Source organism: Methanofollis sp. UBA420 (assembly GCF_002498315.1).
GTDB lineage: Archaea > Halobacteriota > Methanomicrobia > Methanomicrobiales > Methanofollaceae > Methanofollis.
This window is the reverse complement of record NZ_DAGX01000002.1, coordinates 299,505-319,060: the sequence shown is the minus strand read 5'-3', so window position 1 is coordinate 319,060 and position 19,556 is coordinate 299,505. Positions and strand designations below refer to the sequence as shown.

Here is a 19,556-nt window from a genome sequence, read left to right as displayed (position 1 = left end):
ATTCTCCGGGTTCGGCGAAGAATGCCGAGGTATCTTCAGACCGTCGCAAACCAGACGTCACGCAGCCCGACATTGTACTGGGCGATGACGAGGGCGTCGCCGACGCCGATGACGCCGTTCTGATCGACATCGGTCTTCCTGAAGAGGTCTGTCCCGTTCAGCGGCACACTTCTCAGCCCGACGACCTTCTTGAGCACCCGCAGGGTGTCGGCCTGGTCCACGGTGTCGTCGCCGTTGGCGTCGCCGAAGCGGATCGGCGTGACCTTGATGCAGGCGGTTTTCGTGCAGACCTCCGCGCCGCCCTCGATCGCGAGCGTGACGGTGTAGTTGTCGGGCTCCGTATAGGTGTGCTGCGGGTTCTGGTCGGTGGAGGTCGACCCGTCACCGAACGTCCAGAGCCATGACGTCGGCACGCCTGTCGCCGTGCGGTTCGTGCCGGGATCGGCCGTATGTGAAGTGGGAATCTTCAGGACGTTTTCAGGGCCCTTCCATCATATGCGTCATCCGGGTTCCGAGGCGGAGGGCATCCCTCTGTCCTCCGGAAATCTTTATGTCTCCCCATCCCATTCACTCATTGAGCACCGATAGGTGCTCGATCCCATCGAAGGAGATCCTATGAAAGAGATAGTTGCAAAATCATGCCAGAGCTGTGGAATGCCGATGCGAACAGAGGCCGACTTCGGTACCGAAGCGGACGGCGAAAAGTCGAAGGACTACTGCACCTACTGCTACCAGAACGGTGCCTTCACCGAACCCGGCATCACCATCGATATGATGGCGGAGAAAGGCGGGGCGATCTTCTCGCGGATGTTCGACATTCCTCGTGAGAATGCGAAAGCGTTCTGCAAAGAACAACTCTCATGCTTGAAGAGGTGGGCCGGACGGGAGATTGCCTTCTGTGAGAGTTGCGGGATGCCCCTTGCACGGGACGAAGACGCTGGAACAGAGGCGGACGGGTCGCAGAGCGCGAGGTACTGCATCTACTGTTATCGGGGCGGTGCGTTCGTCGAACCCGAACTGACAGAAGAGACAGCGGTCGAGAAATATGCGCCGATGATGGCCGAGCACCTTGGCATGCCTGTCGAAAAAGCGAGGGAGATGGTGCGGCAGTACCTCTCGACACTTCCCCGGTGGCGGGAGTAAGTCCTCCTGAGGATGAACGGGTCACGGCCATGCCGGCACGACCCGGTGCCTCCCCCCGATCAATACCTTTCTCTCTCCTCTCGTCTATCCCTCCGATGGTGATCCTGGCGTGAACAGTTCTGAATTTTCCCTCATCGGGGAGCGGTTTTCGGATGCTTTTCGGCTCTCGGCAGAGCCCCTCGTCGTCTGCGGGGCGGAGGGGGTTCCGGTTGATGCTGTCCCTCTCCCTTCGGTCCACCGCTGCATCGCCGTCGCCGCGATACGCATGGCCTTCGGGAAGATAGATGCCCCTGCACTGTACCTGAGCGAGGACGTGAAGACGGGGTGCTGTCCGGGTGGTCTCGCTCACATGGGATTCTCGGGGCGCTCCGACGACATCAGCTGGTTCGTCTCCACCGGGCATCCGGACGTGCGGGGCGGGGCGGCCGAGTACCTCAAGGCCGACCCCGAACTCGTCGACGCCTGTTTTGCACGTGCCGGCCCGGTCTCCCCACCGGGGCGCTATCTCGTGATCAGGCCCTGCCGGACAGTGCCGGACGATGCCGCGGTCAGCTCGCTCTGCCTCTTCGGCACTGCCGAGGAGGTCAGGAATATCGCCGCTCTCGTCCACTTCGACCGCGCCGACCCATTTTCACCGGTCATTGCTCCCTGGGGGCCGGCGTGTGCGACCTTCGTCTCCTACCCTGCCGGCATGGCGGCCGGAGCCCCTCACGACTCCGCCTTCATCGGGCCCACCGACCCGACGGTGAACCATGCCCTGCCGCCCGACATCATGGGCGTCGGTATCCCGGCAGCGGTGGCCCGGCGCATGGCCGGGAACCTCGACGCCTCCTTTGCGGTCAGGCGGCCACGGGTGGCGTTCCCCGACCATGGGCGTGAGGGGTGAGCAGCGGCCGCAACGTGTAAATCTCGCCATCGTCAAATGCTCGTTTACGTGACGATAGAGCAAACCATCGTATCTATCTTTCAGATGGACGAGGATGCCTGGGCCAGGCACGCAAACCCGTGGAGTGTATGGACCAGAAACACCGTTCTCCCCCTCCTCATCCTCGCCTTCTGGAGCAGGGCGTGGCTGGGTTGGTGGTCGCTTATCCCCATCGCCGGTACGATGATCTGGGCATGGATCAATCCACGCCTTTTTGCCCGACCGAAATCGACGGACAACTGGGTATCGAAGGCGGTGTTCGGCGAACGTGTCTGGTTGAACAGGAAGGCGATACCGGTGCCGGAGCGTCACCGGAAAGCCCCGAACATACTCTCGGCGTGTTCGGGCGTCGGGATGGTCTTCGTGGTATGGGGCGTGTATGCACTCAATGTCTGGCCCACTATTTTCGGCACTGCCGTCGTCTACCTGAGCAAACTCTGGTTCCTGGACCGGATGGTCTGGCTGTACGAGGACATGAAGGACACAACGCCTGAGTATCAGAACTGGCTCCACGGCCCTGATGTCGACCTGGGTACGTAGGTCCGTTGTGGCCCTCCGCCCCTCATTCTCGTTCCAATCCCTCTCCCGACAGGGCGCCCTTCTCTTCACCCTCTCGATCCCCCGGCGCGACAGTTGTCCCGGTACGGAAAGGCGCAGACATTACTCCGAGGAATATGTCGCCCCTCCTTCTTTTCCTGGCAGAAATACCCATTTTTCTGTAACAGGGCGATCGGGCCGCTTTGGGGGCAACAACCATACGCAGGCGGAATTATAGAAACCGTTAAATGAGACTCGATCCTTGTAATTATTCATAGAGATGAGGGATCGGATGATCAGAAACATCAAGGTTGAGCGGCTGGAGCAGACCCCCATAGAGAACCAGCGGATCGAACTGATTGAACGCAAGTGCATCGGCCACCCGGATAGCATCGCCGACGGCGTTGCGGAAGCTGTTTCACGGGCGCTCTGTAAGGCGTACCTCGAAGAGTGCGGTGTCTATCTCCACCACAACACTGACCAGGGCGAGATCGTGGCCGGCGAGTCCATCCCCCACTTCGGCGGCGGGAAGATCGTCAAGCCGATCTACGTCCTCCTCACCGGCAGGGCGACGAAGACCTTCGACGGGATCAACATTCCGGCTGACTCGATCGCTGTCGAGGCGGCACGCTCGTACATCAAGAGCATCATCCCCATCATGAACCTCGAGCGCGACGTCATCGTTGACTGCCGGATGGGGACCGGTTCGACCGACCTGCGTGACGTCTTCAAGGTCTGCGGCGGCTCGGCGATCATGCGTGCCAACGACACCTCCTTCGGCGTCGGCCACGCTCCCTTCAGCGAGACCGAGAGCCTGGTCAAGGGCGTCTCCGACTACCTCGACACCGTCTATCGGCCGAAAAACCCGGCGATCGGCACCGACGTCAAGGTCATGGGCCTGCGTGACGGCGATGCGATCACCCTCACCCTCGCCGTGGCGATGGTCGACCGCTACCTAGCGGACATCGGCGAATATGTCGAGACCGTCGAGAAGCTCAAGGAGACGATCACCGAGATCGCCCCGCGTTTCACGACCCGGAAGGTCCATGTGGACGTGAACACCGCCGACGACCTCACGGCAGGCAGCGTCTTCCTGACCGTCAACGGCACGTCGGCAGAGATGGGCGATGACGGTTCGGTCGGCCGCGGCAACCGCTGCAACGGGCTGATCACGCCGAACAGGCCGATGAGCATGGAAGCAACGAGCGGCAAGAACCCGATCAACCACATCGGCAAGATCTACAACCTCCTTGCGACCCAGCTCGGCAACACCTGCGTCGCTGAAGTGGACGGCATCGAGGAGATCTATGTCCGCCTCCTCTCCCAGATCGGTCACCCGGTCGACCAGCCGCTCGTGGCGAGCGCGAAGGTCATCCCGAAGCCGGGCTATGACATGAAGACGATCCAGCCCGCCGTCGAGGCGATCATCGACACCGGCCTGGAGAACATCTGCGACATCACCGAGAAGGTCGTCAGGGGCGAACTGAACACCTTCTAAACCGATCATTTTTTGCGTACACATTTCCCATCCCTTCAGGGAGAGAATAGATGACTGATCCTACCCGTATACGTCTTGCAATCCCGAATAAAGGACGGATTGCACAACCGATCAGGGACCTCGTTGAGAAGAGCGGGATCCACCTCATCGACGGCGGCGAGCGCAAGCTCATCGCAAAGACGGTGGACCCCGGAATCGAGGTGCTCTTTGCCCGCCCGATCGATATCCCCGAGTATGTGGCGAACGGCGCTGCTGATATCGGCATCACCGGTCGCGATATGGTGATGGAGCGCAGCTCTGTCGTCGACGAACTCCTCGACCTGAAGATGGGCGGGGCGACCCTGGTGGTGGCCGTGCCCGAGGACGCGAAGGTGAAGGAGTATTCAGACCTCGCCGGGGCGAAGATCGCAACCGAGTTCCCGACCATCACGAAGACCTTCTTCGAGAGGCAGGGCATCTCGATATCTGTCGTCCCGGTCGGTGGTGCCTGCGAGGCGACGCCCTATCTCGGGATCGCCGACGCCATCGTCGACCTGACGAGCACCGGCACCACCCTCCAGACGAACAGGCTGCGCATCCTCGGCGAGGTGCTGAGGTCGAGCACCCTGGTGATTGCAAACCCTGTCTCCCGCACTGAGAAGCAGGAGAAGATCCAGGAGGTGCTCCTTGCACTGGAGAGTGTGGTGCGGGCGAAGGGGCAGTGCTATATCATGATGAACGCCCACAGGGACGCCCTGCCCGAGATCGAGAGCGTCCTTCCCGGCCTCGGCGGCCCGACCGTGATGGACGTGGCGTCGAGGGAGGGCCTGGTGGCCGTCCATGCCGTCGTGAAGGAGGAGTGCGTCTATCAGCTGATCACCCAGCTCAAGAGGGCAGGCGCCCGCGACATCCTGGTGATGTCGATTGAAAGGATGATCCCCTGAGTGCCTATGATGGTCTTTCCCGCAGTCGATATCCTCAACGGCCAGTGCGTCCAGCTGGTGCAGGGCAAAAGAGAGAGTGCGGTCGCCTACGGCACGCCTCTCGAGAACGCCCGGCGCTGGCTTGACGCCGGGGCCGACGCTCTCCATGTGATCAACCTGGACGGGGCCTTCGGCAGCGCACAGGCGAATGTCCGCGAGATCCGGGAACTGATCCAGGAGACAGGTGTCTTCGTCGAACTCGGCGGTGGTATCAGGAGCCGCGAGGACGCACGGGCCTGGCTGGAGATCGGTGTCGGCCGCGTGATCCTGGGGACCGTTGCGGTCAGGGAACCAGAGATCGTCCGCGACCTCTCCCTGGAGTTCGGGCCCGAGCAGGTGATGGCCGGCGTGGACGCCCGCGGCGGCCGTGTCGTCATCGAGGGCTGGGAGGAGGAGGCGGGCGACTACCTTTCCTGGGCCGAAAAATTTGAGATGCTCGGCGCGGGGTCTCTGCTCTTCACGAACGTGAGCGTGGAGGGGCTCTGTAAGGGTATCGACCCTGAACCGGTCAGGCACCTTCTGGAGCGCACCGATCTCCCGGTCGTGGTGGCGGGCGGGGTGACCACGCCGGCCGATGTCAGGGCCCTCAGGGATCTCGGCGTCTCGGGGGCGGTGCTCGGTTCGGCCCTGTACAGCGGGAAGATCACGATCATAGAGGCTCTGGAGGCGGCACAATGAGAACGGGAGAAGTCAGACGGGAGACGAAGGAGACGAAGATAGACCTGAGCATCGAGCTGGACGGGGAGAGTGGCGCCGATATCGCGACCGGCCTCCCCTTCATGGACCACATGCTCAATTCTTTCGCACGGCACGGGGGCTTCGGCCTCTCTGTCCGTGCGAAAGGAGACCTGGAGGTGGACGCCCACCACCTGGTGGAGGACCTCGGCATCGTCCTCGGCGCGGCCCTCAAGGAGGCGGTGGGGGAAGGCGCCGGGATCACCCGTTTTGCCGACGCCGCCATCCCGATGGACGAGGCCCTTGCCAGTGTCGCGATCGACGTCGGCGGTAGGGGCTATCTGGTCTTCACCGGCGACTTCAACAGCCCCGCGGTCGGCGGGATCGACACGACCCTCTTCGAGCACTTCTTCTATAGCCTCTGCACCCGCGCCGGGGTCACGGCCCATATCAACTTCTATGGCCGGAACGATCACCACATGGCCGAGGCGATCTTCAAAGCATTCGGCATCGCCCTCGCAAAGGCCGTGGCAGTCGACCTGCGACGGAGCGGCGACGTGCCGAGCACCAAGGGCACGCTGTAAGTCTCCGACACCACTTTCTTTTTTGCCGCATGCAGATGGCGTTTCCTGCCGTTTTGCCATCTGCCCCGTGGTTTCCACCAGAACCTGCAGCGAAGACGATTTGCGAGGCTCTGTGTGCGTCAGTGGCGCCGGTCTGACTGCTATGGGCCCTGACTGTCGGTGGTGTGTCGGAGATCCCTTTTTCGACTCTGGAGAATCGGGCATGAGTCGAGAGAATGTCTCAGGCATACTGCATGACGAGTGTTTCATGGCAAACCCCGTGCTCGGGTCAATGTAACTCCCTGATCCCATGAGGGAACGTGCGGATCCGCTGCCTTCCCCATACAGTCCACCGGGGGTTTCACCCCCGGACCCCCTACTTAGGATAGAACCCGGGAAGACAGAACAGGATATTCAGAGGAGGGAAATAACCAACTTGTCCCTATCCTAATGACAGGGGGTGGGGAGTGCGAGCAAAGCGAGCTTGAGAAAGCGGAAAATGCAGAGCATTTTCCTGTTCTGACAGATCTTTGATTTGCCGGTAACCGTAGGTTTTCGAACGGCAGCCCCCCGGCACAGGAATTTTCCAGATCTTTTTTTCTTTGATCAAGAGTCTTCAGTCTCTGTCCTGGATCCCGTCGCGCCAGATCGTCGTCCGGTTCATCCGCACTCGCAGTGTGTGTCGGAGCGCACGCTCTCCCGACAGCATTCGAGGAAGACCGAAGACCGATACAAAAGACCCCGCATCCGGGGTTTCGAGGAATAGAGACTACGAGAAAAGAGGGAGAACTCAGGCGGACTTTGCCGCGAGTTCAACATCCTCTTCCTTGATCGTCTTGCGGCCAGCGTGCTGGGCAAGGCGGTTTGCTTCCTTGGTCAGGTTGGCGATGTAGGCCTCAGCCTTTGCGACAAGGGCCGCAGCTGCATCGCTTCCAACTCTCTCAGCACCGTTCTTCTTGGCGATTCTGACAACCGCTGCAATAGGTAAGTCTGCCATGTCTAATTACCTCTAAATTATCAGTTTCTCGAAGACTATTTAAACATTTCGTAACGATGCCGCAGGAAAGGCTTTCGATGGGTGTTTGGGGGGGGATTTATTGGGGAGGTGGATTTTGCATCGCAGATCGTGCTCCAAAATAAATAATCAATTTAATCGATTATTATTGAAAAAAAAGGTCAAATATCTCTTTTATTCCCATCGCCCATCGACGCGGCGAGGAGAACAGCACTCGTGTAGTCGGGAGAGGCGCGCGAGGTATCCACGAAAATTCTGTCGATATTGACCACCGGCGCCCCATGCCCGGACCCCTTCCCGAGGAACGTCAGCGTGCGGAAGATCAGGTTCCCCGATATCCCGTCTGGGGCGATGATCACCCCGCACCGCCTGACCGCCTCCTCGATCAGGATCTCGCAGTGCTCCGCGTTGCCGAGGCGGGCCACGAGTTCGGCATCGGCAAGGGACCTGTCGACCGCGGGGTGGCGGCCGACATCGCCGAACCTCCCGCCCGAGAGGACCGCAACGCGCTCGGAGAGGCCGAATGATCTGGCAATCTCCCGTGCCTTCGTCACGAAGGCGAGTTTTTCTGCGACCGTCCAGCCCTCGTCCACGCCCACCGGGGCGAGGAGGAACTGCACCCCGTCAGCCGTCTCCAGGAGTGCCACCCTCTCCAGGTGGTCGGTATGGCAGGCCCTTTTCAGGCACCTGAGGGTTTCGTTGGCCGGGAGAGTTCCCCGCACCGCACCGTCGACCCTCCCTGCCATCAGGTCGGCGACGAGCGCCTCTTCAGGACAGTCGCTCTCCCGGCATTCGGCCTCATGTCCGGCCATCACGCCCGGCCGGCAGTAACAGACGAGCCGCACCCGGTCTCCCACGCGCGCCGTTGTCCGCGCCACCTTTTCCGGGTTCCCCTCGACACCGATACCGATGATCATACCAGTTTTGCCGTGTCGATGATCCGCATGATCCCATCCTGCTTCAGGTCGAAGACAGAGGTGGTGGCCCCCTCGTACGACACCGACAGGGAACTGGAGTCATTCACCCACCCGATCGGCCGGGCCGTCATCCCCGTCTCTTCGAAGAGACGGCAGACCTCCTCCGTGTTCTCGTCAGGGCAGGTGAGGATGAAACCCATTCCGGGATACATCCTGACCCACTGCTCGAAGCTGAGATCATGGGCCTTCAGGTCTGGCCGCGGGATCGCCTCAAGTTCGAGCTCCGCACCCTTCCGCGAGACTTCGAGGAGCATGCCCAGCGTGCCGATGAGGCCGGGGTTCGAAATATCCTTTCCTGCGGTCACGAGATGCCTCTGGGCGAGTTCCTGCATCACATGGATCTGCCTGCGCACCGTCTCGTCCGACTTCATCGTCACCGAGTCCCAGTTCGCCATGCAGGAGGGGTGGACCCGGCCGTCCAGGTCGATCGCAGCGACGACACGGTCGCCGGTCCGGGCATTGCTCGAATAGATCACGTCGTCGATCTGCATCGACCCGAGAATGGCGACATCGATGACAGAATAGGGCGTGTCAGGGTGGAGGTGCCCGCCCACGATCGGCACGCCGAACTGGCGGGACGCCGCCTGCATACCCTTCGTCACCTCGTTCCTGAGTTCGCCGTTCTTGAAAGAGAGGACGTCGACCATGGCGAGGGGTGTGCCGCCCATGGCGGCGATGTCATGGACGTTCACGAGCACCGCGCAGTACCCGGCCCAGAAGGGGTCGGCCTCCATGAGTTTGCTCCAGATGCCGTCTGCCGCAAGGAGGAGGGCCAGGTCGTCCTGACGGATCACCGCTGCGTCTTCCCCGAAGGATGCGACAACATTAGGCTGTTCGTTGATCCTGAGGCATTCGATAAGCTCGCCGATGCCGCGCTTTCTCGTCACCCCCTCATATTCCCGGATCGATCTGGCGACCGCATCAGGGGAACAGTTGTCTACCACGATAACATCAACATCCTTTCAGCTGCTAGTAGGTACTCTGTTTCATCAAAGATAATGTATTTGATTGTTTTCAGAAAGCACCGGCTAGCGGGGTGTCGCCGTCCCACCAGTGCATATTTGAGATCATCCCCCCTATGATCCTGCATATGGACTGGACCGAGAAATACCGACCGCGGACCCTGCAGGACCTTGTCGGAAACGCCCCTGCCGTGCGGCAGATCTACGAATGGGCGAGGTCGTGGACGAGGGGGAGCCCCCCCCTCATCCTCTACGGGAAGCCCGGTGTGGGAAAGACGTCCAGCGCCCACGCCCTCGCCCACGACATGGGCTGGGAGATTGTCGAACTCAATGCCAGCGACCAACGGACGAAGGCCGCACTCGACCGTATCGCCGGCACGTCGAGCGCGACCGCAAGCCTCCTTGGCGCAGAAAGGAAACTTATCCTCCTCGACGAGGCCGACAACCTCCATGGCACGGCCGACCGCGGCGGGGCGCGGGCGATCATCGATATCATCAAAAACTCCCGCCAGCCGATCGTCCTCATCGCCAACGACCTCTACGGCATCGCTAGGGAGGTCAAGGCCCTCGGCGAACCCGTCCAGTTCAGGGCCGTCCAGGCCAGGTCCATCGTCCCGCGGCTGCGGGAGATCTGCCAGTCAGAGGGCCTTTCCTGCAGCGAGGACGCCCTGCTGGAGATCGCCGGGAGCGCAGGCGGGGACCTGCGTGCGGCCGTCAACATGCTCTGCGCCGCGGGCGCGGGCAGGGAGAGGATCGAGGCAGGCGACGTCTCCACCTCGCAGAAGGACGAGCGTTCGACGATCTTCGACCTGGTCGCCGCCATCTTTTCGGGAAAACCAGACTATGACCTCATGGCGAAGGCCAGGCAGGTGGAGGACACCCCCGACACCGTGGTCCAGTGGATCGAGGGGAACCTGCCGGCGATGAAGGACGGGAAGGCCGTGGCACGGGCATATGCCCCCCTCTCGCGTGCCGACGAGTGGCTCGGCCTCACCAACCGCCGCCAGTACTACATGCTCTGGAGATATGCCAGTGCCATGATGACCCTCGGCGTCAAGGTGGCGGCGGACGGCGCCGGCGTCCATGACAGGATCATGCCTCCGGCCCGCTGGCGGAAGATGGGGGGCGCGAAGAAGGGGAAGGCGGTGCGCGAGTCGGTGATGCAGAAACTCTCCCGCTCCCTTGCCCTCCCCCAGCACACCATCAGGGAGGAGTACCTCACCCTGATCACCCTCCTCGTGGAGGAGAACCCCGAACCGGTCGTGCGGGAACTCGCCCTTGACGCCGACGAACTGAACTTCTTCATCCACGATAAAGAACGGGCGAAGACGGTCATCAAGGATCTAAAGGCGGCCGAAAAACCAAAAAAGAAGAAAGAAGCGAAAAAAGAGGAGACCCCCGCGGCACCCGTCAAGGAGGACCCGCCCGCGGAGGAGGAAGAGCGGAAACCTGTCGTCACCCAGGCCACTCTCTTCGACTCCTTCTGACAGGACGTCGTCACGATCGGGCAGCGGGGGGGAACACGCGCCCTCGCCGTTTCTCCGTCTATCATGACCTTGGGAAGGTTCAGGGATTTTCACCCCCCCCACTGTTATGATAGGAGAGTGGATGGCAGACCCCTGCGTGCAGGGTTTATCCTTCCCCGTCCTATCCTAAGATCGGGGGTCTGGGGGCGTAAGTCCCCCGGCGGAGAGCGTGGGGAAGGCGGCGGATCCACATCTATTCTGTGAAATCATGGGGAAGACATCGATCCGATCCTGAGGGTTTCTCCAGAGCCGAATATTTTCCACACTCAGAGGCCTCCATCGCTCACGTATATTCTCCTGGTGACTTTGTGACCCTGACCCCCCCTCAGGCCCGCACGTACCTGTGGAGGACCACGCCGCAGTCGATGGACTCCCCGCCGTCCAGGTAGATCTCGTTGCCCAGGTGGTAGACGATGAGGTCGCAGCCGATTGCCCGGGCAAGATCGATCATCGAGGGCACCATCTCCACGCCCGGCCGCACCGCATAGACGAGGTCGGCACCCCTGTACCAGGGGAGGTCGGGTGCGAAGACGTCATCCACCCGGCCCTCCACTCCCTCGACAGGCGGGACCGGTCTGATGTCCGTGGCCCTGACCCGGAGGCCCGCCCGTGCGCAGGCCGCGGCGACATCGGTGTTCCTGCCGATCCCGATCTCGATGACGTCCCGGTAATTTTTCGAGAGATAAGCCCCGATTAAGGATTCAATACGTTTATACTCACATGCCACGATGATCTAGGTACCATGGGTGTCACGATTATATGGGATCATCAGGTGCCCTCAGGCCTCCAGATGCCGACGGCCAGGCGCATCGAGATGATCCTCGGCATGCCGGTCGATAACGCCGCTGCCGAGGCCCTGATCAACGGTTACCACCCTGAAAGAAACCAGTACGACGCTGGCGCCGTCCTCGGCCGTCTCCTGTTCATGAAAAAGATGGGAGAATATGCCGGCCCCGCACTCCTTGTCGTCACCCATGACCTCTTTGTCGGCGACTGCGATTTTGTCTTCGGCCTTGCCCGCCCGCAGACCGGGTGCGCCGTCCTTTCTATTGCCAGGCTGGGCAACGGCTTCTACGGGAGGACAGATGACTTCGACGACCTCGCCGACAGGGCGGCAAAGGAAGGCGCCCACGAGATCGGCCACCTCTTCGGGCTCGACCACTGCCGCGACCCCGAGTGCGTCATGTTCAAACCGGCCACCCTCTCCGAACTCGACAGGAAGAAAATGACGCTCTGTTCTTCCTGCCGGGAGAAACTGGACCGGCCCGTAGTCTGGTAGGGCCGCTCCTGCCTCCGGGAAAGTGTTAATAAATCCCGACCGCACCATTGATGAGATCACGATGGGGTATTTCACTTCATTATTGCAGCGCAAGTTCAAGGACGTGGCCGGGACACGATATGAAGCGGTCGCTAGGGAGTACAGGGAGTTCCTCCTCACCGAGGAGGAGATGGTCGTTCCCGAGGTCTCGTCCATCCTCATGCCTCTGGATTATTTCGTGAAGGAGATCCCACCCGCCCTGTACGAGACTCTTTCGAGTTATGAAGGCGCAAAGGTCACCCTTGTCTATATCATCGACATGGAGGTGATCAGGATCGTCGAGGACAGCCTTGACGAGAAGGCGATCGCCGACTTCAGGCGGAAGAGGGAGTCTTTCGGGGAATCCCTTCTCACGCGTGCGATCGCGTCTCTCGAAGGCGCCGGCCTCACGGTGACGAGCAGGATGTTTGCCGGGAAGAAGTTCGACAATATCCTTGAACTGATGCAGGAATCCGACCTCATCGCTGTTTCGAAGAAGTACGGATCCCAGACCACCGAGATCGCACCGCTCAGTTCGGTCACTCTCAGACTCGCCCAGATGGCGAACATCCCGATCATCGTCTACTGAGGACCCTGATGAACGCAGAAATCATCGCAATAGCAGTATTCATCATTACATACGCACTGATCATCGACGAGCGCATCCACCGCGCGGTTGCGGCGATGGCCGGCGCCGCCGTCATCGTCTTTGCCCATATTGTCCCCTGGGACAAGATCCCCCACTATCTCGACCTCGGGACGATCTTCCTCCTGATGGGCATGATGATCATCGTGAACACCGCACGAAAGAGCGGTCTCTTTGAATACATCGCAATACGCACCGCAAAACTCGCGAAGGGCAGCCCGATGAGAGTCCTGATCCTCTTCTCTCTCGTGACCGCGGTCGTCTCGGCGTTCCTTGACAACGTGACGACCGTCCTCCTCCTCACCCCCATGCTCCTCTATATCGCCAAACTGATGAAACTCAACCCGGTGCCCTTCCTGGTCTCCGAGATCTTTGCCTCCAATGTCGGCGGTGCGGCGACCCTCATCGGCGACCCCCCGAACATCATGATCGCCTCCGCGGCAGGCCTCACCTTCAACGAGTTTCTCATGAACATGGGGCCGGTCGTCGTGGTCGACATGGCGATCATGCTCGTCATGCTCTACCTCATCTACGGCCGCACCCTCAGGGTGAAGCCGGAGGAGCAGGAGACGATCGCCAGTACCATCGACGCCCTTGACGAGCGTGCGGCGATCCTGGATCGGTCGCTCTTCATGAAGTCTGTCGTCACGATCCTGCTCGTGGTCTTCCTCTTCTTTATTCATGCGCAGCTCGAACTCGAACCGGCTATCATCGCTCTGACCGGCGCCGCGATCATCCTCATCTGGAGCCGTGTGCCCCCGGAGGAGATCTTCGAGAAGATCGAGTGGCCTGCCCTCTTCTTCTTCGGCGGGCTCTTCATCGTGGTCGGCGCCCTGGTGGAGACCGGGCTCATCTCGCAGCTCGCCTCCTTCGTCATCGGCCATGTCGACTCGACGGCCGAGGCGATGATCATCATCGCCTGGTTTGCGGCCTTCGCCTCGGCGATCGTGGACAACATCCCCCTGACCGCGACTCTCATCCCCCTGATCAGCGAGATGGGGCAGACGATGGACGTGTACCCCCTCTGGTGGGCCCTCTCCCTTGGCGCATGCCTGGGAGGCAACGGAACCGCCATCGCCGCCTCGGCGAACGTCGTCGTTATCGGGATCGCCGAGCGCGAGGGCGTCTCCATCACCTTCATGGACTTCCTGAAGATGGGGATGCTCGTCCTCGTCGTCACCGTGGCCGCGGGCCTCGGCGTCCTCCTGCTGATGTACGCCTGATGAGGGGTTTTTCTCCCCCTCTCTCCCTCATATTCAAGAGGTCAGTGGGAGACATTATTCTGGAAATAATCATGACGTCCATTCTGAGGGGACTCCGATGGTCCCCTGCCGGAGGTGAAGGGCGATGTATGCCGAACTGATTGCGATTGCCGTCTTCCTCTTCACGTATGCCCTGATCATCGACGAACGTATCCACCGCGCGGTTGCAGCGATGGCCGGGGCCGCGGTCATCGTCTTTGCCCATATTGTTCCGTGGGAGAAGATCCCGGAGTATCTCGATCTCGGGACGATCTTCCTCCTGATGGGCATGATGATCATCGTGAACACCACGCGCAAGAGCGGTCTCTTCGAGTACATCGCAATACGGACTGCGAAACTTGCGAAAGGCAGCCCCATCAGGGTCCTGATCCTCTTCTCCCTGGTGACCGCGGTCGTCTCGGCGTTCCTTGACAACGTGACGACCGTCCTCCTCCTCACCCCCATGCTCCTCTACATCACGACGCTGATGAAACTGAACCCTGTACCCTTCCTCCTCTCCGAGATCTTTGCCTCGAATATCGGGGGGACCGCGACCCTCATCGGCGACCCGCCGAATATCATGATCGGGTCTGCCGCAGGCCTCACCTTCAACGACTTCCTCATCAACATGGGACCGATCGCGGTCGTCGACTTCGTCGTCATCCTCCTCCTTCTCGTCCTGATCTTCGGGAGGTCGATGCGGATCGGCGAGGAGGAGAGGGTCGGGATCAGCCGGACCATCGACGCCCTTGACGAGCGTGCGGCGATCAAGGACAGATCTCTCTTCATGAAATCTGTGGTCACGATCCTACTCGTGGTCTTCCTCTTCTTCATCCACGATAAACTCGGGCTCGAACCGGCGATCGTCGCGCTGACCGGCGCTGCGTTTATCCTCTTCTGGAGTCGCGTGCCTCCCGAGGAGATCTTCGAGAAGATCGAGTGGCCCGCCCTCTTCTTCTTCGGCGGCCTCTTCATCGTGGTCGGTGCCCTGGTGGAGACCGGTCTCATCTCGCAGCTCGCCTCATTCGTCGTCGGCCACGTCGACTCGACGGAAGAGGCGATGTTTATCATCGCCTGGTTTGCGGCCTTCGCCTCGGCGATCGTGGACAACATCCCCCTGACCGCGACCCTCATCCCCCTGATTACCGACATGGGACAGACGATGGACGTGTACCCCCTCTGGTGGGCCCTCTCTCTCGGGGCATGCCTCGGCGGCAACGGAACCGCGATCGGTGCCTCGGCGAACGTCGTCGTCATCGGGATCGCCGAGCGGCAAGGCATAAATATCAGCTTTGTCGAGTTCCTAAAGGTAGGGATGGTCGTTCTTATCGTCAGCGTGGCGGTCGGCCTTGGAATCCTATGGTTGCGATATTTCTGGTGATGATATGAAAATTCTGGTATTAATCGACGGATCGAAGTGGAGTCACAAAGGGGCACTCCATGCGGTTTCCATCGCCAAAAAGAAGGACGCTGACGTCCTCCTCCTCTCGGTCCTCGACAGGCGCGAGGCGCGGACGATGGCCTTCAACTATTGCACCCAGAGTGACAAGTGCGATATCATCGGGACCTATGAACAGAATATCTGGCAGGATATGCGCCGGAACATCGAGACCGAACTGGCCGCGGTCTGGGACTTCTGTAATGGCGAAGGGTGCCGGTGCACGACAAAGATCCGGGACGGCGACAGAAGAGAGGAGATCGTCAGAGAGGTCAGGGACGGCGGGTACTCGCTTGTGGTCATGGGAGCCCATGGCAGGAGTGCGAAACCCTCTCTTGGCGGTACCCTCAGCGATATTGCAGGAGAGATCGAGACTCCGGTCCTTATTGTCCGTTGACCTGGCCGGCGTTCGTTTTACTTTTCATTTTTAAGAGGATCACGGACATCGCGTTGAGGACGGCGACCCTGACATAGGGGTCGCAGAACTCATAGATCTTCTGAAGTGGCTCGAAGGCACCGGGGTCTCCGATCTTTCCGAGGGCCTCCGCGGCTTCGTAGCGGCAATTTTCGTCATGCCTGAGGACGGCGACAAGAGGACCGACGGCCGCGGAGCCCCCGATCTCGCCGAGGATCTCGATGGCGGTCCGGCGGACGTCGGGGGCGTCGTCGGTGAGGAGGGGCAGGAGGACGTCGGTCGTGTCCTGCCCGCCGACCCTGACCAGCGCTTCGGCGGCGACAAGGCGCACCTCCCAGTTTTCATCTTTGATACGGTTGATCAGCGGCCTTTCTGCTCTCTGGTCTCCGATCTTGCCGAGGGCCTTCGCGGCCTCGAATCTGATCTCGTAGTTGCGGTCTTCAAGGGCATCGATGAGGGGGGCCACGGCTCGCGGGTCATGGAGTTCACCGAGCGCGAAGATGGCGCCGTCCCGCCCGTCCCTGTCCCGCCTGTCCTTCAGGGCGTCGAGGAGATATTCAACGGCACGGTGATCGCCGATCTCGCCGAGGGCGGTGGCGGCGCCCCACCTGACGTCGGGGTCATCGTCGTGTAGGGTCTGGATCAGGGGGCAGACGGCCTCCTGTGCCTGCATGCCGCCGAGACTGATCGCCGCCTTCCACCTGACATCCTTGTCCCTGTCCTTTAACGCGGTGATCAGGGGCCTGACTCCTCGGTCGTCACCAATACGTCCCAGAGCCTCGGCAGCACCCCAGCGCACGAATTTATTCTCGTCTTTCATGGCCTCACAGATCTGCGGGACAGCCCGGGCTCCGATATCGACCAGAGTCCCGATCGCCTCCCACCTGACCGTAATGTTCGGGTCTTTGAGGGAGAGAATCAGGTCCGCGATCTCCTGTTCGATCGATTCCTGGTTTTCCTCGTCAGAAGGGGTGTATTCCTGTTTATCTGCTGCCATGCCGGGTCCTGAGATGACCTGAATAATAGGGTGCGAGATAATAAGAATCTTCCCGCCGTCGGGTTCCCGGGGCAAAAAGTCGTTTCTCGGGCAGTTCACGCCCAAATCGAGAGTATCCAGTCTTGCTCGGGGAACAGGCCGCCCTGACGATGCCGGGGGTTGCAGGGTCCAGGCGCAACAGACTTCAGGTACGGCGTCTATTCTGTGGGCATGAAGAGATCCTGCGGCGCGCGGCCGCTTCTTTATCCTCATCCTGTAATGATCGTCTGCACCTATGATGCCGACGGCAACCCCGACGCCATGACCGCGGCATGGGGAGGGATCTGCTCGTCCAACCCCCCGTCAGTGGCTGTCTCGATCCAGAAAGTGCGGAAGACCTACGAGAACATCCAGCAGCAGAAGGCGTTTACCGTCTGCATCCCGTCTGCCGGCCATGTCGCCGCGGCAGACTACTTCGGGATCGAGTCGGGGAGGCACGCCGACAAGATCGCAACGGCCGGACTGACCGCGGTCAGGAGCGACCTCGTCGATGCGCCCTATGTCGCTGAGTTCCCGGTCGTCCTTGAGTGCAGGCTCACCGGGAGCATGGAAGTCGGCGTCCATACCCAGTTCATCGGCGAGATCCTGGATGTCAAGGTGGACGAGTCGGTGCTCGGGCCCGACGGCGTGCCTGACCTCACAAAGGTCATGCCTTTTGTCTACGACTCCGCGGGCCGTGCGTACCATGCCGTCGGCCCGGAGATCGCAAAGGCCTTCTCGGCAGGCCTTGCCCTGAAGAAGTGAGGTAGGCCTCTGGTGGAGAACACCAATCCACCGCCTATCCCAAACTCTCCCCCGGAGGCAAGCCCCCAGACAGCGTCACAGATTTTCTCGACTCTCTTCGGTCGTCCCCGCTCAGGATTGGTCCGGGGAAAAGAGAGAGGGAGATCTTGAGGGGGTTGCCATCACTCCCCTCTTCCGACGCGGCACCACAGGACCGTTCACTCCGCAGAGCCACCTTTATCTTTTGTGTTTTTCTGCCCGGGCGTGCGTTGTGCTCCGGGGGTGTCGGGGGCAAGGAGATAAAGAGGCGGGACGTACAGATAAAGACACTATCCGCACTCTTTGCGGGGGATGATCATGAACAAGGTCTATGTGATCGGGCACAGGCACCCTGATACCGACAGTATCTGCAGCGCCATAGGTTATGCCGAACTCCTGAACCGTGAGGAGGCAGGGAAGTATGTCCCTGCGCGGTGCGGCGAAGTCAATCCCGAGACGGGTTTTGTCCTTGAAAAGTTCGGCACCGAAGCGCCGGCCCTGATCGAGAGCGTCGAGCCCAATGTCTCCGACCTGCCCTTCACCTATCCGATCAGCGCCCATGCCGACATTCCGACGATCGAGGTCGTCGCCATGATGGACGAACACGGCGTGCGCAACATGCCGATCGTCGACGACAACGGCATCCTCCTCGGCCTTATGAGCGAGCACGGCCTGGCCCGCGCCTATGTGACCCGGACGAAGATCGAACAACTTGCCATCACGCCGATCAAACTCCAGACCCTAGCAAAGATCCTGAGCGCCCAGATCCTCGTGCCCGGCCCGGACCTCCTGGAAGGGAGGGTGTACATGGCGATAGACGCCCTCCATGTCTCCCTCTCGCGGCTCTCGCCCTGTGACGTCGCCATAGTCGGGGACAACGAACCGGCCCAGCTCGCCCTGATCTCGGCCGGGATCGCCGCTCTCATCCTCGCCGACAATTCGCCGGTCGGCGAGCGCGTCATCAATGCCGCAAAGACGCGGAACGTCGCCGTCCTCTCGACCGCCCTCGATGCCTTCGGTGTCGGCAAGATGATTAATCTCTCCCTGCCGGCAGGTATGGTGATGGCGACCGACGTGCCGCGGGTGAGCATGGCCGACCCCCTCGAATATGTGAAGGACGTCGTCTCGAACTCCAAGTACAGGACGGCCTGCGTGGTCGAAAACGACAACCGCCTGCTTGGCATGATCTCGCGCAACACCTTCGTCGACGACATCCGCAAGTCGGTGATCCTTGTCGACCATAACGAGTTCTCGCAGGCGGTGGACGGCATCGAGAAGGCCGACGTGCTGGAGATCATCGACCACCATCGCCTCGGGGCAATCACCACCCTGAAACCCATCAAATTCCTGAATGATCCCGTGGGGTCGACCTCGACGATTATCACCAGGATGTTCATCGAAAAGGGGGTCGAACCGACAGAGCAGACGGCAGGCCTGCTGCTCTCGGGCGTCCTCTCCGACACCCTCGCCCTGAAGATGTCGACGACGACCCCTGAGGACGAAAAAGTCGTGGACTACCTGGCCGGCATCGCGGGCGTGGACCCGGCGGCCTATGGCATGGAACTTGTCCAGCGGGGGATAGAACTGGAAAACGTCCCCCTCCACGACCTCCTCCTCAGGGATACCAAGCACTACAACCTCTTTGAGAAGAAGGTGGTCATCGCGCAGGTGACCGTCCCCTCCTTCGAGTTCAGCACCGTGCATGCTGACGAGATCAAGGAGAAGGTCAACGCCCTCCGCCAAGAAACAGGGAGCGACTTTTTCCTCGCCCTCTTCACCAATGTCTTCGAAAACGGCAGCGACCTCTTTGCCGCGGCAGAGGAGGGCCACCTGGCAAAACTGGGAATTACGGAGCAGCCCAGGCGGCTTCCGGGCGTGATGTCACGGAAGAAGGACTTCCTCCCGCAGTTCGGGAATATGCTCCGGGACCTCTGACGG

At 60.8% G+C, this 19,556-nt stretch carries 21 protein-coding genes; 15 read left to right on the top strand and 6 right to left on the bottom strand.

Annotated elements, in window-relative coordinates; all coding sequences use genetic code 11:
• Positions 1 to 35: 35 nt before the first annotated feature.
• A complete protein-coding gene (locus tag BP869_RS01635) occupies positions 36 to 464 on the bottom strand; it encodes a PKD domain-containing protein (RefSeq protein ID WP_342677385.1) in 429 nt (142 codons plus the stop codon).
• 151 nt (positions 465 to 615) lie between these two features.
• On the opposite strand from BP869_RS01635, the gene BP869_RS01630 reads away from it, so the two are divergent.
• From BP869_RS01630 to hisB, 7 genes are all read left to right on the top strand, one after another.
• Complete coding sequence (locus tag BP869_RS01630) at positions 616 to 1,143, top strand: zinc ribbon domain-containing protein (protein ID WP_342676281.1); 528 nt, start codon at positions 616 to 618, stop codon at positions 1,141 to 1,143.
• Positions 1,144 to 1,252: 109 nt separating this feature from the next.
• A complete protein-coding gene (locus BP869_RS01625; RefSeq protein WP_342676279.1) occupies positions 1,253 to 2,029 on the top strand; it encodes a DUF169 domain-containing protein in 777 nt (258 codons plus the stop codon).
• 36 nt (positions 2,030 to 2,065) lie between these two features.
• Positions 2,066 to 2,608, top strand: coding sequence for a DUF6653 family protein (locus tag BP869_RS01620; protein WP_342676277.1), 543 nt, complete (start codon positions 2,066 to 2,068; stop codon positions 2,606 to 2,608).
• Between the two features lie 289 nt (positions 2,609 to 2,897).
• Positions 2,898 to 4,103, top strand: a complete 1,206-nt coding sequence (locus BP869_RS01615) for a methionine adenosyltransferase (protein WP_342676275.1) — start codon at positions 2,898 to 2,900, stop codon at positions 4,101 to 4,103.
• A 50-nt stretch (positions 4,104 to 4,153) separates the two neighbouring features.
• Entirely contained in the window at positions 4,154 to 5,026 is an 873-nt protein-coding gene (gene hisG, locus BP869_RS01610) for an ATP phosphoribosyltransferase (protein WP_342676273.1), read from the top strand.
• Positions 5,027 to 5,032: 6 nt separating this feature from the next.
• A complete protein-coding gene (gene hisA, locus BP869_RS01605; RefSeq protein ID WP_342676271.1) occupies positions 5,033 to 5,743 on the top strand; it encodes a 1-(5-phosphoribosyl)-5-[(5-phosphoribosylamino)methylideneamino]imidazole-4-carboxamide isomerase in 711 nt (236 codons plus the stop codon).
• Positions 5,740 to 6,324: an imidazoleglycerol-phosphate dehydratase HisB gene (gene hisB, locus BP869_RS01600; RefSeq protein ID WP_342676269.1), complete on the top strand. Its 585-nt coding sequence runs from the start codon at positions 5,740 to 5,742 to the stop codon at positions 6,322 to 6,324. Before hisA ends, hisB begins: the two co-directional genes overlap by 4 nt.
• A gap of 769 nt (positions 6,325 to 7,093) precedes the next feature.
• Here hisB and BP869_RS01595 read toward each other — a convergent pair.
• From BP869_RS01595 to BP869_RS01585, 3 genes are all read right to left on the bottom strand, one after another.
• Positions 7,094 to 7,300: a histone family protein gene (locus tag BP869_RS01595; RefSeq protein ID WP_067051357.1), complete on the bottom strand. Its 207-nt coding sequence runs from the start codon at positions 7,298 to 7,300 to the stop codon at positions 7,094 to 7,096.
• A 179-nt stretch (positions 7,301 to 7,479) separates the two neighbouring features.
• On the bottom strand, positions 7,480 to 8,235 hold the full coding sequence (gene mtxX, locus BP869_RS01590; RefSeq protein WP_342676266.1) for a methanogenesis marker protein Mmp4/MtxX: 756 nt from the start codon (positions 8,233 to 8,235) through the stop codon (positions 7,480 to 7,482).
• Positions 8,232 to 9,239, bottom strand: a complete 1,008-nt coding sequence (locus tag BP869_RS01585; protein ID WP_342676263.1) for a methanogenesis marker 2 protein — start codon at positions 9,237 to 9,239, stop codon at positions 8,232 to 8,234. The genes mtxX and BP869_RS01585 overlap by 4 nt, the downstream gene beginning before the upstream one ends.
• 146 nt (positions 9,240 to 9,385) lie before the next feature.
• Here BP869_RS01585 and BP869_RS01580 point away from each other — a divergent pair, with 146 nt between their 5' ends.
• A complete protein-coding gene (locus tag BP869_RS01580) occupies positions 9,386 to 10,744 on the top strand; it encodes a replication factor C large subunit (protein ID WP_394339016.1) in 1,359 nt (452 codons plus the stop codon).
• Positions 10,745 to 11,108: 364 nt separating this feature from the next.
• Here the strand turns inward: BP869_RS01580 and BP869_RS01575 are convergent, their stop codons facing one another.
• Complete coding sequence (locus tag BP869_RS01575) at positions 11,109 to 11,510, bottom strand: UPF0146 family protein (RefSeq protein WP_342676260.1); 402 nt, start codon at positions 11,508 to 11,510, stop codon at positions 11,109 to 11,111.
• A gap of 15 nt (positions 11,511 to 11,525) precedes the next feature.
• Here BP869_RS01575 and BP869_RS01570 point away from each other — a divergent pair, with 15 nt between their 5' ends.
• The 5 genes from BP869_RS01570 (at position 11,526) to BP869_RS01550 (ending at position 15,802) form a co-directional block, all read left to right on the top strand.
• Complete coding sequence (locus tag BP869_RS01570; RefSeq protein ID WP_342676258.1) at positions 11,526 to 12,062, top strand: archaemetzincin family Zn-dependent metalloprotease; 537 nt, start codon at positions 11,526 to 11,528, stop codon at positions 12,060 to 12,062.
• A 61-nt stretch (positions 12,063 to 12,123) separates the two neighbouring features.
• Positions 12,124 to 12,669 (top strand): universal stress protein, encoded by a 546-nt coding sequence (locus BP869_RS01565; protein WP_342676256.1) that lies wholly within the window; start codon positions 12,124 to 12,126, stop codon positions 12,667 to 12,669.
• Between the two features lie 8 nt (positions 12,670 to 12,677).
• Positions 12,678 to 13,949: an ArsB/NhaD family transporter gene (locus tag BP869_RS01560; RefSeq protein WP_342676254.1), complete on the top strand. Its 1,272-nt coding sequence runs from the start codon at positions 12,678 to 12,680 to the stop codon at positions 13,947 to 13,949.
• A gap of 124 nt (positions 13,950 to 14,073) precedes the next feature.
• Complete coding sequence (locus BP869_RS01555) at positions 14,074 to 15,348, top strand: ArsB/NhaD family transporter (RefSeq protein ID WP_342676252.1); 1,275 nt, start codon at positions 14,074 to 14,076, stop codon at positions 15,346 to 15,348.
• 4 nt (positions 15,349 to 15,352) lie between these two features.
• Positions 15,353 to 15,802 (top strand): universal stress protein, encoded by a 450-nt coding sequence (locus tag BP869_RS01550; RefSeq protein ID WP_342676250.1) that lies wholly within the window; start codon positions 15,353 to 15,355, stop codon positions 15,800 to 15,802.
• On the opposite strand, the gene BP869_RS01545 is transcribed toward BP869_RS01550, so the two are convergent.
• Positions 15,789 to 16,817 carry a HEAT repeat domain-containing protein gene (locus tag BP869_RS01545; protein ID WP_342676248.1) on the bottom strand — a complete coding sequence of 343 codons (1,029 nt, stop codon included), beginning with the start codon at positions 16,815 to 16,817 and terminating at the stop codon, positions 15,789 to 15,791. The genes BP869_RS01550 and BP869_RS01545 overlap by 14 nt on opposite strands.
• A 210-nt stretch (positions 16,818 to 17,027) precedes the next feature.
• Between BP869_RS01545 and BP869_RS01540 the strand changes: the two genes are divergently transcribed.
• Together BP869_RS01540 and BP869_RS01535 are read left to right on the top strand one after the other, a co-directional pair.
• On the top strand, positions 17,028 to 17,600 hold the full coding sequence (locus BP869_RS01540; protein WP_342676247.1) for a flavin reductase family protein: 573 nt from the start codon (positions 17,028 to 17,030) through the stop codon (positions 17,598 to 17,600).
• A 336-nt stretch (positions 17,601 to 17,936) separates the two neighbouring features.
• Positions 17,937 to 19,553, top strand: a complete 1,617-nt coding sequence (locus BP869_RS01535; RefSeq protein WP_342676245.1) for a putative manganese-dependent inorganic diphosphatase — start codon at positions 17,937 to 17,939, stop codon at positions 19,551 to 19,553.
• The last annotated feature ends 3 nt before the right edge of the window (positions 19,554 to 19,556 follow it).

Coding starts and splice junctions, on each gene's coding strand:
- BP869_RS01630 (WP_342676281.1), top strand. CDS start 616: ATGAAAGAGATAGTTGCAAAATCATGCCAGAGCTGTGGAATGCCGATG.
- BP869_RS01620 (WP_342676277.1), top strand. CDS start 2,066: ATGCTCGTTTACGTGACGATAGAGCAAACCATCGTATCTATCTTTCAG.
- BP869_RS01615 (WP_342676275.1), top strand. CDS start 2,898: ATGATCAGAAACATCAAGGTTGAGCGGCTGGAGCAGACCCCCATAGAG.
- hisG (WP_342676273.1), top strand. CDS start 4,154: ATGACTGATCCTACCCGTATACGTCTTGCAATCCCGAATAAAGGACGG.
- hisA (WP_342676271.1), top strand. CDS start 5,033: ATGATGGTCTTTCCCGCAGTCGATATCCTCAACGGCCAGTGCGTCCAG.
- hisB (WP_342676269.1), top strand. CDS start 5,740: ATGAGAACGGGAGAAGTCAGACGGGAGACGAAGGAGACGAAGATAGAC.
- BP869_RS01595 (WP_067051357.1), bottom strand. CDS start 7,300: ATGGCAGACTTACCTATTGCAGCGGTTGTCAGAATCGCCAAGAAGAAC.
- mtxX (WP_342676266.1), bottom strand. CDS start 8,235: ATGATCATCGGTATCGGTGTCGAGGGGAACCCGGAAAAGGTGGCGCGG.
- BP869_RS01580 (WP_394339016.1), top strand. CDS start 9,386: ATGGACTGGACCGAGAAATACCGACCGCGGACCCTGCAGGACCTTGTC.
- BP869_RS01570 (WP_342676258.1), top strand. CDS start 11,526: ATGGGTGTCACGATTATATGGGATCATCAGGTGCCCTCAGGCCTCCAG.
- BP869_RS01565 (WP_342676256.1), top strand. CDS start 12,124: ATGGGGTATTTCACTTCATTATTGCAGCGCAAGTTCAAGGACGTGGCC.
- BP869_RS01560 (WP_342676254.1), top strand. CDS start 12,678: ATGAACGCAGAAATCATCGCAATAGCAGTATTCATCATTACATACGCA.
- BP869_RS01555 (WP_342676252.1), top strand. CDS start 14,074: ATGTATGCCGAACTGATTGCGATTGCCGTCTTCCTCTTCACGTATGCC.
- BP869_RS01550 (WP_342676250.1), top strand. CDS start 15,353: ATGAAAATTCTGGTATTAATCGACGGATCGAAGTGGAGTCACAAAGGG.
- BP869_RS01545 (WP_342676248.1), bottom strand. CDS start 16,817: ATGGCAGCAGATAAACAGGAATACACCCCTTCTGACGAGGAAAACCAG.
- BP869_RS01540 (WP_342676247.1), top strand. CDS start 17,028: ATGAAGAGATCCTGCGGCGCGCGGCCGCTTCTTTATCCTCATCCTGTA.
- BP869_RS01535 (WP_342676245.1), top strand. CDS start 17,937: ATGAACAAGGTCTATGTGATCGGGCACAGGCACCCTGATACCGACAGT.